This window comes from Nitratireductor aquibiodomus NL21 = JCM 21793 (genome assembly GCF_000615975.1).
GTDB lineage: Bacteria > Pseudomonadota > Alphaproteobacteria > Rhizobiales > Rhizobiaceae > Nitratireductor > Nitratireductor aquibiodomus.
The window spans coordinates 1-14,593 of the sequence record NZ_BAMP01000099.1 but is presented as its reverse complement, the minus strand read 5'-3'; the positions used below and the strand labels follow the sequence as shown (position 1 = coordinate 14,593).

General features: G+C 60.9%; 11 protein-coding genes, 1 tRNA gene and 3 pseudogenes. 9 read left to right on the top strand and 6 right to left on the bottom strand.

From position 1 onward, the window contains the following. A pseudogene (locus tag JCM21793_RS27195) lies at positions 1-1,944 on the bottom strand (glutamate synthase central domain-containing protein); the annotation flags it as partial. A 547-nt stretch (positions 1,945-2,491) separates the two neighbouring features. Between JCM21793_RS27195 and JCM21793_RS19785 the strand changes: the two are divergent. The 5 genes from JCM21793_RS19785 (at position 2,492) to JCM21793_RS19765 (ending at position 6,337) form a co-directional block, all read left to right on the top strand. Further along, positions 2,492-3,544: a threonine aldolase family protein gene (locus JCM21793_RS19785; RefSeq protein WP_025031474.1), complete on the top strand. Its 1,053-nt coding sequence runs from the start codon at positions 2,492-2,494 to the stop codon at positions 3,542-3,544. 149 nt (positions 3,545-3,693) lie between these two features. Continuing rightward, positions 3,694-3,999, top strand: coding sequence for a BufA1 family periplasmic bufferin-type metallophore (locus JCM21793_RS19780; protein WP_007008556.1), 306 nt, complete (start codon positions 3,694-3,696; stop codon positions 3,997-3,999). Positions 4,000-4,042: 43 nt separating this feature from the next. Next, on the top strand, positions 4,043-4,963 hold the full coding sequence (bufB, locus tag JCM21793_RS19775; RefSeq protein ID WP_025031473.1) for an MNIO family bufferin maturase: 921 nt from the start codon (positions 4,043-4,045) through the stop codon (positions 4,961-4,963). After that, complete coding sequence (locus JCM21793_RS19770) at positions 4,947-5,762, top strand: HvfC/BufC N-terminal domain-containing protein (protein ID WP_025031472.1); 816 nt, start codon at positions 4,947-4,949, stop codon at positions 5,760-5,762. The genes bufB and JCM21793_RS19770 overlap by 17 nt, the downstream gene beginning before the upstream one ends. Continuing rightward, positions 5,762-6,337 (top strand): DoxX family protein, encoded by a 576-nt coding sequence (locus JCM21793_RS19765; protein ID WP_007008553.1) that lies wholly within the window; start codon positions 5,762-5,764, stop codon positions 6,335-6,337. The genes JCM21793_RS19770 and JCM21793_RS19765 overlap by 1 nt, the downstream gene beginning before the upstream one ends. Before the next feature lie 258 nt (positions 6,338-6,595). Here JCM21793_RS19765 and JCM21793_RS19760 read toward each other — a convergent pair whose 3' ends face one another. Beyond that, on the bottom strand, positions 6,596-7,054 hold the full coding sequence (locus JCM21793_RS19760; RefSeq protein WP_007008552.1) for an Hsp20 family protein: 459 nt from the start codon (positions 7,052-7,054) through the stop codon (positions 6,596-6,598). Between the two features lie 429 nt (positions 7,055-7,483). Here JCM21793_RS19760 and JCM21793_RS31580 point away from each other — a divergent pair. After that, a pseudogene (locus tag JCM21793_RS31580) lies at positions 7,484-8,442 on the top strand (alpha/beta fold hydrolase). A 6-nt stretch (positions 8,443-8,448) separates the two neighbouring features. Here the strand turns inward: JCM21793_RS31580 and hisN are convergent. Both hisN and JCM21793_RS27185 read right to left on the bottom strand, forming a co-directional pair. Then, positions 8,449-9,219: a histidinol-phosphatase gene (hisN, locus tag JCM21793_RS19750; RefSeq protein WP_025031471.1), complete on the bottom strand. Its 771-nt coding sequence runs from the start codon at positions 9,217-9,219 to the stop codon at positions 8,449-8,451. Between the two features lie 321 nt (positions 9,220-9,540). Then, positions 9,541-10,430 (bottom strand): annotated as a pseudogene (locus JCM21793_RS27185) (N-formylglutamate amidohydrolase). Positions 10,431-10,614: 184 nt separating this feature from the next. On the opposite strand from JCM21793_RS27185, the gene cpdR reads away from it, so the two are divergent. Next, the gene (gene cpdR, locus JCM21793_RS19740; protein ID WP_007008549.1) at positions 10,615-10,977 is read left to right on the top strand and encodes a cell cycle two-component system response regulator CpdR; all 363 of its coding nucleotides are present in this window, start codon (positions 10,615-10,617) and stop codon (positions 10,975-10,977) included. 117 nt (positions 10,978-11,094) lie between these two features. After that, positions 11,095-11,169, top strand: a tRNA-Val gene (locus JCM21793_RS19735). Between the two features lie 201 nt (positions 11,170-11,370). Here the strand turns inward: JCM21793_RS19735 and JCM21793_RS19730 are convergent. Continuing rightward, positions 11,371-12,045, bottom strand: a complete 675-nt coding sequence (locus tag JCM21793_RS19730; RefSeq protein WP_025031470.1) for an amino acid ABC transporter permease — start codon at positions 12,043-12,045, stop codon at positions 11,371-11,373. Between the two features lie 105 nt (positions 12,046-12,150). Then, a complete protein-coding gene (locus JCM21793_RS19725; protein WP_025031469.1) occupies positions 12,151-12,915 on the bottom strand; it encodes a GntR family transcriptional regulator in 765 nt (254 codons plus the stop codon). 84 nt (positions 12,916-12,999) lie between these two features. On the opposite strand from JCM21793_RS19725, the gene kynU reads away from it, so the two are divergent. Next, the gene (kynU, locus tag JCM21793_RS19720; protein ID WP_081784775.1) at positions 13,000-14,223 is read left to right on the top strand and encodes a kynureninase; all 1,224 of its coding nucleotides are present in this window, start codon (positions 13,000-13,002) and stop codon (positions 14,221-14,223) included. Positions 14,224-14,593 lie beyond the last annotated feature (370 nt).

Sequence of the window (14,593 nt, the reverse complement as noted above, 5' to 3'; positions counted from 1 at the left end):
GGTCGCACACGCGCTCCAGCGCGCCGCGCATGCCGGCTGCCCCCTCGCCCGACGCATAGGTGACGTCGATGGTCTTGGTGTCGAACCGGTCCTCGGTGTGGCCGATGGAGCGGATCTTTTCCAGATCCCCATTGGTGAGGATGGGCTGGCGCACCTCAAGCCGCTTGCGGCGTGAAGAGCCGACCAGATCGAAGATGTTGGGGCGCGGGCCGATGAAGGAGACGAGGCTCATCACCAGTTCTTCGCGGATCGGATCGATCGGCGGGTTGGTGACCTGCGCAAAGTTCTGCTTGAAATAGGTGTAGAGCAGCTTGGGCTTGTCGGACATGGCCGAGATCGGCGTGTCGGTGCCCATGGAGCCGATGCCCTCCTGGCCGGTCGTGGCCATGGGCGCCATCAGCATCTTCGTGTCTTCCTGCGTGTAGCCGAAGGCCTGCCGCAGATCGAGCGGGGAAACATCCTTGCGCAGGGCGCGCGGCTCCACCGGCTTCAGATCCTCAAGAATGAGCTGGGTGTTGTCGAGCCACTTCTTGAACGGATGCTTGGTGGCAATTGCCGCTTTCACATCCTCGTCCGAGATGATGCGGCCCTCTTCCATGTCGATCAGGAGCATGCGGCCGGGCTGGAGACGCCATTTGCTGACGATCTTCTCCTCCGGCACCACCAGCGCACCGGCTTCCGACGCATGATGACGCGGTCATCGTCGGTGACGACATAGCGCGCCGGGCGCAGGCCGTTGCGGTCGAGCGTTGCGCCGATCTGGACACCGTCAGTGAACGCCACGGCGGCGGGACCATCCCACGGCTCCATTAATGCGGCGTGATATTCGTAGAACGCCTTGCGCTCGTCGCTCATCAGACGGTTGCCGGCCCAGGCTTCCGGGATCAGCATCATCATGGAATGGACGAGCGAATAACCGCCCTGGAACAGGAATTCGAGTGCGTTGTCGAAACAGGCCGTGTCGGACTGGCCCTCATAGGAAATGGGCCAGAGCTTGGAAATGTCGTTGCCGAAAAGCTCCGAATCCACCGAGGCCTGCCGCGCCGCCATCCAGTTGACGTTGCCGCGCACGGTGTTGATCTCGCCATTGTGGGCGACCATGCGATAGGGATGCGCGAGTTCCCAGGAGGGGAACGTGTTGGTGGAGAAGCGCTGGTGCACGAGCGCCAGCGCCGTCTCGAAACGCGGATCCTTCAGGTCTTTATAATAGGCGCCGAGCTGATAAGCGAGGAACATGCCCTTGTAGACAATGGTGCGCGCCGACAAGGAGACGGTGTAGAAACCATGCGTGCCGCCTTCCAGCTCCTCGCGCACCCGGCCCGAAATCACCTTGCGCAAGATGTAGAGCCGCCGCTCGAAATCCTCTTCATTCTGGATGCCCGCCCCGCGCGCGATGAAAATCTGCCGGTGGACCGGCTCCGAGGCAACGATCTCGGGCGCCCTTGAGAGACACGAATTGTCGACCGGGACTTCACGGAAACCGATCAACTCCTGGCCTTCCGAGCGCACCACGTCGGCGATGATCGTATCGATCTTCTCGCGCAGCGCGCCATCGCGCGGCATGAAGAAATGGCCGACACCATAATGGCCAGGCTCGGGAAGCTCGACACCGCGTTCGGCCCATTCTTCACGATAGAAACGGTCGGGAATCTGCATCAGCATGCCCGCACCGTCGCCCACGAGCGGATCGGCGCCAACGGCACCGCGATGGGTGAGGTTCTCGAGCATGGCAAGCCCGTCCTGAACGATGCTGTGCGAACGCTTGCCCTTCATATGCGCGACAAAGCCGACCCCGCAGGCATCGTGTTCGTTGCGCGGGTCGTAAAGCCCCTGCGCTGCCGGCAGGCCGGGCACGATTGTCTTCGCTGTGCGTTTGACGGTGGCCGCTCCGGCCTCGGCGGCAGGTTCGAACCTGGTCGAAACAGATGGCGTCATTTCCGTCATCGCAATTCCTCACAATTGTTGCCCAGAGCCTCTCCTCACTGGGCGGTCGTTCAGTCGCCGGGCTGCCCTTGCGGCCATCCGGGGTGTATGCACGGCATTTCCATTTAGAAGCCGGAGGAACGCTACCGGTTCGCTCCGGCGCATTTTCTTGTTCTTGGGCGGGGCATTCCTGCCTATGGATTTTGCTCCGGTCATTGCCGGACCGCCTTCGTCGCGCCGATCACCGCTACATTACCACGACCGGGGGAGGCGTTTGCAATGCACCGTAACATGATCTTTGCGCAATAAGACAGGATTGCTGTCCTAATCGCTGAAATGCCAGAAATACCAACACCAGACAAGACGGAAAAGCAAATTTTTGCGCAAAAAGCGAAAGAAAATTCCCGAACTGCAAGTATTGTCGAAATTATCCATCATCACCGCAGATCATCCTGCAAAGCAAAAGAATGACCGCAACATCTCATCCCGGGGGCTTGATACGGAGGGGTGAAGCGCGCAATGTCGCGCCGCCACTGCTTATTTTAAGGTCAAAAGAGAGATCGACTGCATGAATTTCGCGTCAGACAACTGGGCCGGCGCCCATCCGCAAATCACCGAAGCGCTCACAAACAATGCAGGCGGCTACGCATCGGCTTACGGTACCGGCGATCTGGACAGGCAGGTCGAGCGAATCTTCTGCGATGTTTTCGAACGCGACGTGGCGGTGTTTTTCGTCGGCACGGGAACGGCAGCAAACAGCCTGTCGCTTGCGTGGGCTGCCAAACCCGGCGGCGTTGCGTTCTGCCATGCAGAAGCCCATGCGATCGATGACGAAGGCGGCGCTCCGGAATATCTGACCGGAGGCGCGCGCCTCAAGGGTGTCGCAGGCCGGCTGGGGCGCATGAACCCGAACGCGCTCGACGCGGCGATCCGCGCGCATCCGGCCGAGTTCGTGCATGCAGGACAACCCATGGCCGCCTCCATCACACAGGCAACCGAGATCGGCACGCTTTACTCCCTTGACGAAATCGAGACGATCGCCAGCATCTGCCGCGAGGCCGATATTCCGTTGCACCTCGACGGCGCGCGCTTTGCCAACGCCCTGGTGGCGCTTGAAACCACACCGGCAGAGATGACCTGGAAGCGCGGCGTCGACATCGTCTCCTTCGGCGGGACCAAGAATGGCTGCTGGTGCGCGGAGGCCATTGTGGTGCTCGACCCGGCAAAGGTCGGGCAGATGCACTTCCTGCGCAAGCGCGCCGCGCAGCTCTTTTCCAAATCGCGCTTCATCGCCGCACAGTTCGAAGCGTATTTCCGGAACGACTTATGGCTAAAGACGGCGCAGCACGCCAACGCCATGGCTGCAGACCTCGCATCTGCCATTTCGGCCGCCGACGGCACACGCCTCGCCTGGCAGCCACAGGCAAATGAGGTGTTTGCACTGATGACTGCCGAGAAGGCAAAGACACTGCAGGCCGCGGGCGCGAAATTCTACCCGTGGAAGCACCCTCTGTCCTTTACCGACAAGGTCGGCACAGGAGAGGTACTTCATCGGTTTGTGACCAGCTTTGCCACGGAGCGGTCCGAGATCGAAGCGTTCAGGCAGGCCCTGAACGGCTGAACGGAAGGCGCGCGCGATAAACACCGCCTCACGCCCATGTGATGGTGGCTCGCGCGCGCTTGATTTCCAAGTGAACTGTCCCTCTGAAAAAACGGGTCCTGCCGGAGCTGAAATCCGGCTTCGACACGACCTCTAGAGGAGATCATTTCATGTCCACGAAAACCGCACTCACCGCCGCATATATTGCCGGCACAGTCGCTGCCGCCCTGTCGGCGGGCACCCTCGCCACAACCACGGCTGCCCAGGCACAGGAAAAAGAAAAGTGCTATGGTGTTTCCATGGCCGGCAAGAACGATTGCGCTGCCGGCCCCGGCACCACCTGCGCCGGCACGTCGAAGGTCGACTACCAGGGCAACGCCTGGACCTATGTGGATGCAGGCACCTGCACCACGATGGAACTGCCCGGCGAACGCATGGGCTCGCTTGAGCCGCTTGATCGCGATCTGCCGTCCTGATCGACCTGACACCGCATTGATCTGAATCGCCGGGAGGCGCCTGATGGCACGCGAATTCGCAATTCACTCCGCAAACCAGAACCGCCTCCCGGCATTCACTCCCGCCGGCAGGGCCGGCGCGAGTTTCAAACCGCAGCATTTCGATGCAATCGCAGCAGAACCAACTTCGGTTGGCTTCGTGGAAGTGCATGCGGAAAACTATATGGGCGCGGGCGGACCGCCGCACGCCGCCCTGACCGAAATCCGCAACATGCTGCCCGTTTCCCTGCACGGCGTGTGCATGTCCATCGGCGGAATGAACCCGCTCGATCCCGAACACCTCGCCCGTTTTGCCGGCCTCGTCGAGCGGTACGAACCCTTCAGGGTGTCGGAACATCTCGCCTGGTCGACCCATGACGATGTGTTTTTCAACGACCTCCTGCCCCTGCCCTATACCGACGAGACGCTGGCGCGCGTGTGCGAGCATATTGACCAGGTGCAGGAAGCAATCGGCGGACCGATCCTGCTTGAAAACCCGTCCACCTATGTTCTTTTTTCCGAATCTGTCTGGAAGGAAACCGATTTCCTGCGTGAAATCGTGAAGCGCACGGGCTGCGGCCTGCTGCTCGACATCAACAATGTGTTCGTCTCCGCAACCAATCACGGCTTCAGCGCCACGGGATACCTGGCCGATTTCCCGCTGGAGCATGTGGGCGAGATCCACCTTGCCGGCCATGACGAGCAGGAGGATGACGAGGGCGCGCCGCTGTTGATCGACAGCCATGACCGGCCCGTCGCCGACCCCGTGTGGAGCCTCTACGAGACGGTTATCAAGGCGTGCGGGCCGATCGATACCCTTGTTGAATGGGATTCGGAGGTTCCCGACTGGCCGGTCCTGCGCTCGGAAGCCATTGCCGCCGAACGCATTCTCGACCGCTATCGTGGCCATCAGCAAGACGTGAAACGCCATGCGCTCCACTCATGACCTCGTGGCGGCCAATGCGTCCACCGCTTACGATGACGCGTTCGGTTCGGTGCTTCTCGATCCGGAGCGTGCGACACCGCGGGGCGTGACGGGTCCGCACGGCAAGGCGGCGGATAAACGCTTCAACGTCTACCGCAACAATGTCACCCACAGCCTCGTCACGGCGCTCACCGAAATCTTCCCGGCGGTGGCGCGAATCCTGGGGGAGGAGAACTTTCGAATGATCGCGCGCGATTTCCTGCGCGCGCATCCGCCGCGCTCGCGGCTCGTCTTCGAGTATGGGCATGATTTCGCGGATTTTCTCGCCGGTTTCGCACCGATCCGGCATCTGAAATACCTGCCTGACGTCGCGCGGCTAGAACGCGCCTGGCTCGACGCCTATCATGCAGCTGACCGGACGCCGCTCACTGCCGACGATCTCGGCGCGTTGCCGCCCGAGGCGCTGGCGACAGCGCTCTTCACGCCGCATCCGGCCGCACGCCTCGTCTCTTCAGACTATGCGGTCTACACGATTTTCATCGCGCACCGGGAAGGCCCGATGCCCGAGCGCATCAATGCCGGCATTGCCGAAGCTGCCCTTGTGACGCGACCATCTCTGAACGTGGAGGTGCGAAGGCTCGACCGCGGCCAGTTTCTGTTCCTCAAGACCTTAAGCCAGGGAGCGCCCCTGCAAAACGCCGCAGGCCTGGCACTTGAGAGCCAGCCGGACTTCGATCTCCAGGCGGCGATCGCCCTGACCATTGAAAGCGGCGCGTTTGAAGGCTGCCGCGCCGGCAACGATATCGACGAAAAGGACTGATGGCCGTGTTTCAGACAATCGAGGCGCTCCATGCGCGTGTCTTCTCAACCGTGGAGCGGATGCTCGACGGCTGGTTTCTGGGCTTTGCAGCCCGTTTCTCCTTCTTCGCCGTTCTCTATTTCTACTTCCTGAACTCGGCACGAACCAAGGTCGGAGATGGCTTCTTCGGCTTCTTTCACATCGCTGACGGCGCCTACTACCAGATCGCACTGCCGGCGGTGGAAGCGGCAGGCGGCAACGTTTCGGCCGTGTCTTTCATTCCATGGGGGTTCATTGTCTGGATGGGGACATATTCAGAGTTCGTGTTGCCATTGCTGATCGTGATCGGCCTCTTCACCCGCATTGCCGCACTCGGCATGATCGGTTTCGTGCTCGTCCAGTCCTATGTGGACATCGCCGTGCACAATGTGGGTTCGGAGACGGCGGGAGCCTGGTTCGACCGGTTCTCGGATGGACTGATCTGGGATCAGCGCACGCTCTGGGTGTTCCTGCTTCTCTATCTCGTGGTCAAAGGCGCGGGGTTGATCTCGCTCGACGCGCTTCTTTCACGCCGCCGCACGATTTCAGACAGCTGAACCAGAAGCGGCGCCACAAGGGCGCCGCCAATACTCGATGAGCATTTCTCTGGTTTCGAGCATCAGACCGAAACGCGGAATGCGGTTTTCGGATTACTCCGATGCTCCATCATTAGTTTAGATCGTCCCTTGTGCGTCCGAATGGACGCCGGCGATTTAGAGCGCCTCCACTTTTCATCGAATCGTAAAAGCGCTCTATCTTATTATTTTTACGCAATTCCGGACGGAAAACCGGCAGCCACTTTTCCTGGAATTGCTCTAGTGGGCCTTGGCCTCGATCTCCTTCGCATCCTTCACCGAAGCGATGGGAATGCGGCGCGGCTTCATCTCCTCGGGGATGTTGCGCGTGAGATCAATGTGCAGAAGGCCGTTCTCAAGATTGGCGCCCGTCACCTCGACATGATCGGCAAGCTGGAAACGGCGCTCGAAGCTGCGCGAGGCGATGCCGCGATAAAGCAGTTCGCTCTCGCCCTTCTGCTCGGCACTCTTTTCGCCCTTGACGGTGAGCACGTTGCGATGGGCCTCGATGGAAATGTCCTCTTCGCCAAACCCGGCGACAGCCATCGAGATGCGATAGGCATCTTCACCCGTGCGCTCGATATTGTAGGGCGGGTAAGTCTGGCCATTGTCCGGCTGACCGAGCGTATCAAGCATCGAGAAAAGCCGGTCGAAGCCGACGGTGGAACGATAAAGAGGCGAAAAATCTACGTGACGCATGGTCTGTTCTCCTGTTGAGCAACATTGCGTTATGGCCATGTTCCGAAACCCGCTTATGGGCGTTTCCGAGAGGCCAGCGACCCCGTTCTGGCGGCCGCAGAAAATATATGGGGACATCAAAAATCCGGTTCAAGAGCCCGACCGATCCAGATGAACGGCGGATGAACGGAGCACTCGGAAACCGTTCAGCTTGGCCCCGATAGGGTGGCTCTACCTGATTGGCAGCCCTGTGTTGCCACCGGGTAAAGCACCGGATGTAACGTCCCTTCCACCGGTGCGGAACGCCGGAAGCGGCATGACGTCGCTTCCGGCATTCGATCTCCCAGAACCTTTCCGTTTCTTGCCTTTCAGCCCACCCGGCTCTATCAATCCATAGGAATATCATCTTCCGTCACCCCTCAACCATGCTCTTGAGGCCAATGATTCCGCATGGATGACCTGCTTATCGCCGTTCCGGAGAATCCCGCGCCAGACGGGATTGAAGCAGGCCTGTTGCAGACGGGTGACGGGATTTCGATCCGCTACGCGCGCGTGCCGGGCCGGGGCGAGACAAAACGCGGCACGGTGGTGCTGCTTCCAGGCCGCAACGAATACATCGAAAAGTATTTTGAAACGGCCGACGATCTCGCACGACGCGGTTATGGATCGGCGATCCTCGACTGGCGTGGGCAGGGTGGCTCCGAGCGGCTTCTGGCGAATGCCAATCGCGGCTATGTGGAGAGTTTCGATGACTATGTGCGCGATCTGGACACGCTGTTTGAGCAGGTCGTTCTGCCGGACTGCCGGGGCCCTATTATATCCTTGCCCACTCAACGGGCGTGCTGATTGCGCTTCTGGCCTCCCCCAGCCTCACCAACCGTGTGCGCCGCATGGTGCTTTGCGCGCCACTGCTTGGCCTTGCCGGCTCGCCGGCCACAACGACCTGGGTGGCGCGCCTCGCCCGGTTTCTCTACGCGATCGGGCTTGGAAAAATGTATATGCCGGGCCGGCGCAACCGGCTGAAAACACCGGATTTCTCACCCGCGGCGCTGAGCTCCGACCCGGAGCGCTTCAACCGCAACCGCGCGACGGTGACGACCTGGCCGGGGCTTGCCATCAATGGCCCGACAGTGGCCTGGACGCGTGCCATGTTCCGCGCGGTCGAGCAGGTGACGGATCCGGACTTCATGGCCAGGCTGCACATCCCCTCGCTGATACTCGCAGCCGGGAGCGACCGCGTCGTTTCCAACAGCGCCATCGAAACCTATGCGCGCCACCTGCGCAGCGGTTCGCTGCTGACGATCGATGGCGCGCGCCACGAACTGCTGCAGGAGGCCGACCGCTACCGTGAGCAGGCGCTCGCCGCCTTCTTCGCCTTTGTGGAAGGAACAGGCGACATCGACTTCTGAAGCGTGTCAGCGCAGGAGCGCCATCGCCTTTTCATGGAGCTGGGGCGTGGCAGCGGCAACGATATCCCCGCCGCTTTCGGGCCGGCCACCGGCCCAGCTCGTGATCACCCCGCCCGCCTGCTCAATGATGGGGACGAGTGCGACAATGTCGTAAGGCTGCAGGGCCGTTTCGACGACGAGGTCGATCTGCCCCGCCGCGAGCATGGCATAGGCGTAGCAGTCAGTACCGTAGCGGGCGAGGCAGACGGATTTTTCCACCCGGTCATAGGCGGGACGGCGCAGCGCATCGAACAGCGCAGGCGTGGTGGTGCACAGCGTGGCATCCGCAAGCTCGGTCGTGTCGCGGGTTTTCAATGACCGCGCACCGCCCGGCCCCTCATAGTGGGCGCCCTCGCCGACCGTGTAGAAAAGCTCGCCCGTGAAGGGCTGGGACATCATGCCCGCAACCGCGCGACCCGACACGGTGAGCCCCACCAGCGTTCCCCACAGCGGCAGGCCGGAGATGAAAGCGCGTGTGCCGTCAATGGGATCGATGATCCAGCGATGATCGCTCGCCTCGCCCTCAAGACCGAATTCCTCGCCCAGTATGCCATGATCGGGATAGGCCTCGCCGATCAGCGCGCGTATCGCCTTCTCGGCCTCGCGGTCGGCCTCCGTGACCGGGTCGAAACCGCCATCGACCTTGTTGTCGATCAGCACCAGCTGGCGAAAGCGCGGCAGGGTCTGTTCTGCGGCAGCCTCGGCAATGCGGCGCATGAGGGCCGGCGACACGGTCATGGGGAACTCCTGAACTTCTGGATTTGGGATTTCTGGATTCGGCTGACAGGCGGATGGTCGGATGGTCGGATGGTCGGATGGTCGGATGGTCGGACATGATCTTCGCCGCGAATGCGGCTGTTTGCAATGGTTGTCGAACGGTTAACGCTTGACAATGCTGCAATGCAACATAAACTTCTATTCAGGCAGTTTACCTGCCGAATGCCCTTTTGGGCGTTTCCTCCCTAGACTTTAGGCCGCGTCGCCCATGCGATGCGGTCTTTTTTTGCGCGGCTCTTCCCGGTCGAGGGAATTTATGTTGCACTGCGAAAAATCTACAGATCACTCAGCTGCGAGGGGAAGATCGGTGAAATGCCGCCCGGCGGTCAGCATCAGTTCGCGGGCGAATTCTGTCAGGTCATCCATCAGGGCATTGAAACCCGGGGTCTTCTCGAGCGTCCGTTCATCCATATAGAGGCTGCGGTTGATCTCGATCTGCAGCGCATGGAGCCCCTGGGCGGGGCGGCCGTAATGCTCGGTAATGAAGCCACCGGCATAGGGCTTGTTGTGGACGACGCAATAGCCGCGCGCCGATAACAGGCCGACCACCCATTCCGTCAGGATGGGCGCAGCCGACACGCCGAAGCGGTCGCCGATGATGAAATCAGGCCGCAGGCTGCCGTCTCCCGAACGCACACCCGCCGGCATGGAATGACAATCGATCAGAATGCCATGACCGAAGGTGCAGTGCGTGTCGATCAGAAGCCGTTTCAGGCATTCATGATAGGCTGGTAGATCGCCTCGATACGCGAAACGGCTTCGGCCAGCGGCAGCCGGCCCTGATAGATGTCGAGCCCCTCGCCGACCAGCTTGGGCACGGTGCCGAGCCCGCCGGCCACCCGCGGCGAGCGGATGTTGGCGTAGGGCGGCACCGGCTCGGAAAACATGCGCGGATCGAGTTCCCACGGCTCGCGGTTCACATCGAGATAGGCGCGCGGGAAATTGGCGGTCAGGAGAGGCGCGCCGCAGGCGACCACGCCGGAGAAAAGCTCGTCCACATAGCAGTCTTCCGAACGCCGGATCACGGTGGCATCAAGCCGGCTCATTTCGAGAAAACGCTGCGGATAATGGCGCCCACTGTGCGGCGAATTGAAGACGAACGGTGCTTCTTGCGACGCTGGGGCATGCACCTCGAAAGCCGGAATCTTCCCGAAATCCGTTGCAGCATTCATCCGTGTTTTACGCCTCCACCAAGCCTTGTCCCTGCAAAGCCTGCCACCGGCGCGCGCGCCTGTCCAGCCGCTCCACAGACTGGCCCATAAGGATTCACTTGATATTTACCATGCGAGAATCATATAGCTGATGACACATAAGCGGTTTGCGGGACGACCGCTCTCGCACGATTCGGACGGCACAATGGCACGGATTCTCCTGGCGGAAGACGATAACGACATGCGGCGCTTTCTCGTGAAGGCGCTGGAACGGGCAGGTTACGAAGTCGTGGACTTCGACAATGGCGCGGGCGCCTATGACCGGCTGCGCGAAGAGCCCTTCTCTCTCCTTTTGACCGACATCGTGATGCCGGAGATGGACGGCATTGAGCTCGCCAGGCGCGCGACGGAGATCGATCCCGACTTAAAGGTGATGTTCATCACGGGGTTTGCCGCCGTGGCGCTCAACCCCGATTCGAACGCGCCCCAGGACGCAAAAGTCCTGTCCAAGCCCTTCCATCTGCGCGATCTCGTCAACGAGGTGGAGAAGCTTTTACAGGCGGCCTGAGAGCCATTTTGCCACGGGAAGGCGCGGCATCCGGGACGGTTGTCGAAATTGCCGTAAAATCCCCAAACTACCTATTGACGCCTGCCGCAATTTTATGATCTATGCGCGGCGTCGGATGGGCGTGTAGCTCAGCGGGAGAGCACTACGTTGACATCGTAGGGGTCACTGGTTCAATCCCAGTCACGCCCACCATCCGTTTCTCATAAAAATCAACCCTTTATCGAAGAGCCCGCAGCGCTCGATGCGCAGGTTCCGTTGGCTGGCTTTGTGCCGGTTTCTGATCTGCTGAAAGGACCCCAGCGACCAGAGACGCGGCTTTCGCGCACAAGCCAATGGCAAATGCGCCCGCAGCATGTAAGCCAGAGCGCGAACACAAGCGCAGTCAATGCTCCGTCAGCGTTTCACCGTCCGAAAACGCTCTTCAAGATAGGATACCAGCCGCACCGCGGGCCAGAGCACGATCAGATACATGATCGCGGCGGCGATCAGCGGGGTGGGGTTGGCGGTCAGGGCCTGGGCGTCGGTTGCCTGTTTGAGCAGGTCGGGCATGGCCACCACCGAGGCCAGCGACGTGTCTTTGGCGATCGCCACGGAATTGCTCGTGTGCGGCGGAATCGCCACACGAAACGCCTGCGGCAGGATGATCTTGTAGATGATCGCCCAGAACGGCATCCCGAGAGCCTTCGCCGCCTCCGTCTGGCCGTCGGGAATCGACTGGATGCCCGCCCGGAAAACCTCGGCCGTGAAGGCGCAAAACACGAGGCCCAGCGCCAGGGTCGCCGACGTGAAAGCGTTCAGGCGGATGCCCACAAAGGGCAATGCATAATAGATCAGCACCAGGACAACGAGGATCGGCAGCGCACGAAACACATCCACGTGCAATACAGCCAGCATGCGTACGGGACGTGGCCCGTAAAGCCGCGCAAGACAGATCAGCACACCCGCCAGCCCACCCAGCGTTATCGTGGTCAGGGCAAGAAGGATCGTGTTGCCCACGCCCCGCAGCAACATTGGAAAGATACGGACAAAAACCTCAGCATTCAGGAACGTTTCGACGAAACCCGGCATTCATTCTCCTCCCTCACCGCTCCCTGATCCCCACGGACGGACGGTTCATCTCTGAAATTCCGACGAGACAGGCAGCCGCATACTCCCTGACTTCCCTGCCCGGCTTCATGCCTGAAAGGGCGGCCCGCCGCCGGGTCGTGCCGCTGCCGACCGATAGACCGCCAGCGTGAACTGAACGTGTTCGCGCAGGAGCGCAGCCGCGCGCGCCGCGTCGCGCGCAAGCGCCGCCTCCATCAGCCGCGTGTGGTTGGCAAGGGACAGCGCTTCCTCCAGCAACGCCAACGTCGGCGCATCGTGTTCGGCTTCACGCTCCGCATCACCACCTGGCGCAAGCAGAAGCGCCTGATGGTGCCGCCTCAACTGTTCGGAAATCTGTCGCTGAAAGGATTTCAGCCAGCCTGATCTGGCAGCAGCGAGAAGCGCCCCATGGAAGGAATCATGTGCATCCATCCAGGAGGCGAACGCTGCCGAACGGTCTCTGCGAAGAGCAGTTGAGGCACGTGACAGTTGATGATGGCACGCCACTATGGCGCTTTCCCATTCCAGATCGCCATGGGCTATGGCGTCCTCCAGAAGTGCCGTTTCCACAACAGCGCGCGCCTGTTCGAGATCTTCCAGTTCCGCCACCGAGACGGGCGCCACGCGGTAGCCGCGATTGGGGCTGAGAACGGCAAGGCCCGCTTCTTCAAGCCGCGACAATGCTTCGCGCAGCGGCGTGTACCCAACACCATAGCGCTTCGACAGCATCATCAGGCGCAGGGGCGCACCGGGCGCCAGAACACCACTGACAATATCCCGCTTGAGGGCAGCAAGCGCTCCCTCGGGCTCCAGCGGATCGCTCTGTGGCATTGTCTCGACCTCAGATTTCATATAATCAATCATATTATATATAATTTTGCGGGCCAACAGGGTTTTGATCAAATGAGCATAGCCAAACAAAATCAGGATACAGACATGATGGCAAGTGCCCAGGAGAGCGACAGGCTGGACCCGCTGAAAGATTATCGCCCCAGATTCACGCTACCGGAAGGCGTTATCTATCTGGATGGCAACAGCCTCGGTGTCCTGCCGGCAGGTCTCAGCGATCGCATGAGTGACGTGATCGAACGCCAGTGGGGCGAACGCCTGGTGCGCGGCTGGAACGACGCCGGCTGGATTGACCTGCCGTCCCAGGTCGCCGGTAAAATTGCTGCCCTTGTCGGCGCCGGTGCGAACTGCGTAACCGTCGGCGATTCCACCTCGATCAATGTCTTCAAGGTGCTTTCCGCAGCCCTCTCCCTGCGTCCGGACCGGCGTGTCATTCTCTCTGACAGGAACAATTTTCCAACCGATCTTTATGTCGCCGACGGGCTTACCCGCCTCCTTGGTCAAGGCTATGAGCTGAAACTCGCCACAGCCGACACGATGGAAGAGGCCGTGGACGAAACCGTTGCCGCAGTGCTGCTGACGGAAGTCGACTACCGGACCGGCGAACGCTACGACATGGAGGCCATGACGAGGCACATTCACGGCAGGGGTGCCCTTGCTATCTGGGATCTGTGCCACAGCGCAGGCGCTTTTCCCGTCCATCTCGATGCCGCTGGGGCGGATTTCGCCATCGGCTGCGGCTACAAATACCTGAATGGCGGTCCCGGGGCGCCAGCCTTCCTTTATGTCGCCGAACGCCATCTGAATGACGTCGCCCCGGCTCTTTCGGGCTGGATGGGGCACGACGCCCCCTTTGCGTTCACCACCGATTACAGGCCGGCAGACGGCATTGGCCGAATGAAGGTGGGCACACCGCCTATTCTCTCCCTCTCCGCGCTCAACATCGCGCTTGACGCCTTCGAAGGCGTCGACATGGCGCTGATGCGGCAAAAATCGCAGGAATTGTGCGATCGGTTCATAGCCGAGGTCGAGCACCGCTGCCCGGAACTGGAACTGGTTACGCCTCGCGTGCGGGAGCAGCGCGGCAGCCAGGTGTCGTTCCGGCACCCTGAAGGCTATGCGATCATGCAGGCCCTCATCGCCAATGGCGTGATCGGCGATTTTCGCGCCCCCGACATTCTGCGATTTGGCATGACACCGCTTTACCTACGGCACACCGACATCGTGGCGGCTGCGGAAATTCTGGAACGTGTCTTGCGACAGAAGCTCTGGGATCGGGAGAAATACCGCACGCGCGCCAAGGTGACGTGACCCCAACTCCCAGCCTGATGGACGGAGCTGTTCGGGAAAACAGCTCCGTCTGGCTCCCGTAGCCTTACGATAATTTAATACTAGAAAAGATGAAAAGCCGCCCGGAAGCTAGCATAAAGAACACGGCCTGAAGCGACCGGTATACCGGCTGACGAGCGCCGCCTCCATTGCCAAGATCGAATAGCCGGAGCGTGCATGTCTTTCTGGAAACAGGCAGTTGCCTGCCTCATCATTCTTACCGCAGCAGCCTTTGCATGGTTCCTGTACTATCCGGGCGCGCAGGATGTGCTGGCGCGCGCGGGTCTTGTCTCTTCGGGCGAAACATCGGCAGAAAACACCACAACGCGCGGGCCGCAGCGCGGAGCCGGGG

What these genes read in the sequence shown, in the direction of transcription:
- kynU (WP_081784775.1), top strand. Translation starts at nt 13,000, where the DNA reads ATGATGGCAAGTGCCCAGGAGAGCGACAGGCTGGACCCGCTGAAAGAT.
- JCM21793_RS19780 (WP_007008556.1), top strand. Translation starts at nt 3,694, where the DNA reads ATGTCCACGAAAACCGCACTCACCGCCGCATATATTGCCGGCACAGTC.
- JCM21793_RS19730 (WP_025031470.1), bottom strand. Translation starts at nt 12,045, where the DNA reads ATGCCGGGTTTCGTCGAAACGTTCCTGAATGCTGAGGTTTTTGTCCGT.
- JCM21793_RS19725 (WP_025031469.1), bottom strand. Translation starts at nt 12,915, where the DNA reads ATGAAATCTGAGGTCGAGACAATGCCACAGAGCGATCCGCTGGAGCCC.
- JCM21793_RS19765 (WP_007008553.1), top strand. Translation starts at nt 5,762, where the DNA reads ATGGCCGTGTTTCAGACAATCGAGGCGCTCCATGCGCGTGTCTTCTCA.
- cpdR (WP_007008549.1), top strand. Translation starts at nt 10,615, where the DNA reads ATGGCACGGATTCTCCTGGCGGAAGACGATAACGACATGCGGCGCTTT.
- JCM21793_RS19760 (WP_007008552.1), bottom strand. Translation starts at nt 7,054, where the DNA reads ATGCGTCACGTAGATTTTTCGCCTCTTTATCGTTCCACCGTCGGCTTC.
- JCM21793_RS19770 (WP_025031472.1), top strand. Translation starts at nt 4,947, where the DNA reads ATGCGCTCCACTCATGACCTCGTGGCGGCCAATGCGTCCACCGCTTAC.
- hisN (WP_025031471.1), bottom strand. Translation starts at nt 9,219, where the DNA reads ATGACCGTGTCGCCGGCCCTCATGCGCCGCATTGCCGAGGCTGCCGCA.
- JCM21793_RS19785 (WP_025031474.1), top strand. Translation starts at nt 2,492, where the DNA reads ATGAATTTCGCGTCAGACAACTGGGCCGGCGCCCATCCGCAAATCACC.
- bufB (WP_025031473.1), top strand. Translation starts at nt 4,043, where the DNA reads ATGGCACGCGAATTCGCAATTCACTCCGCAAACCAGAACCGCCTCCCG.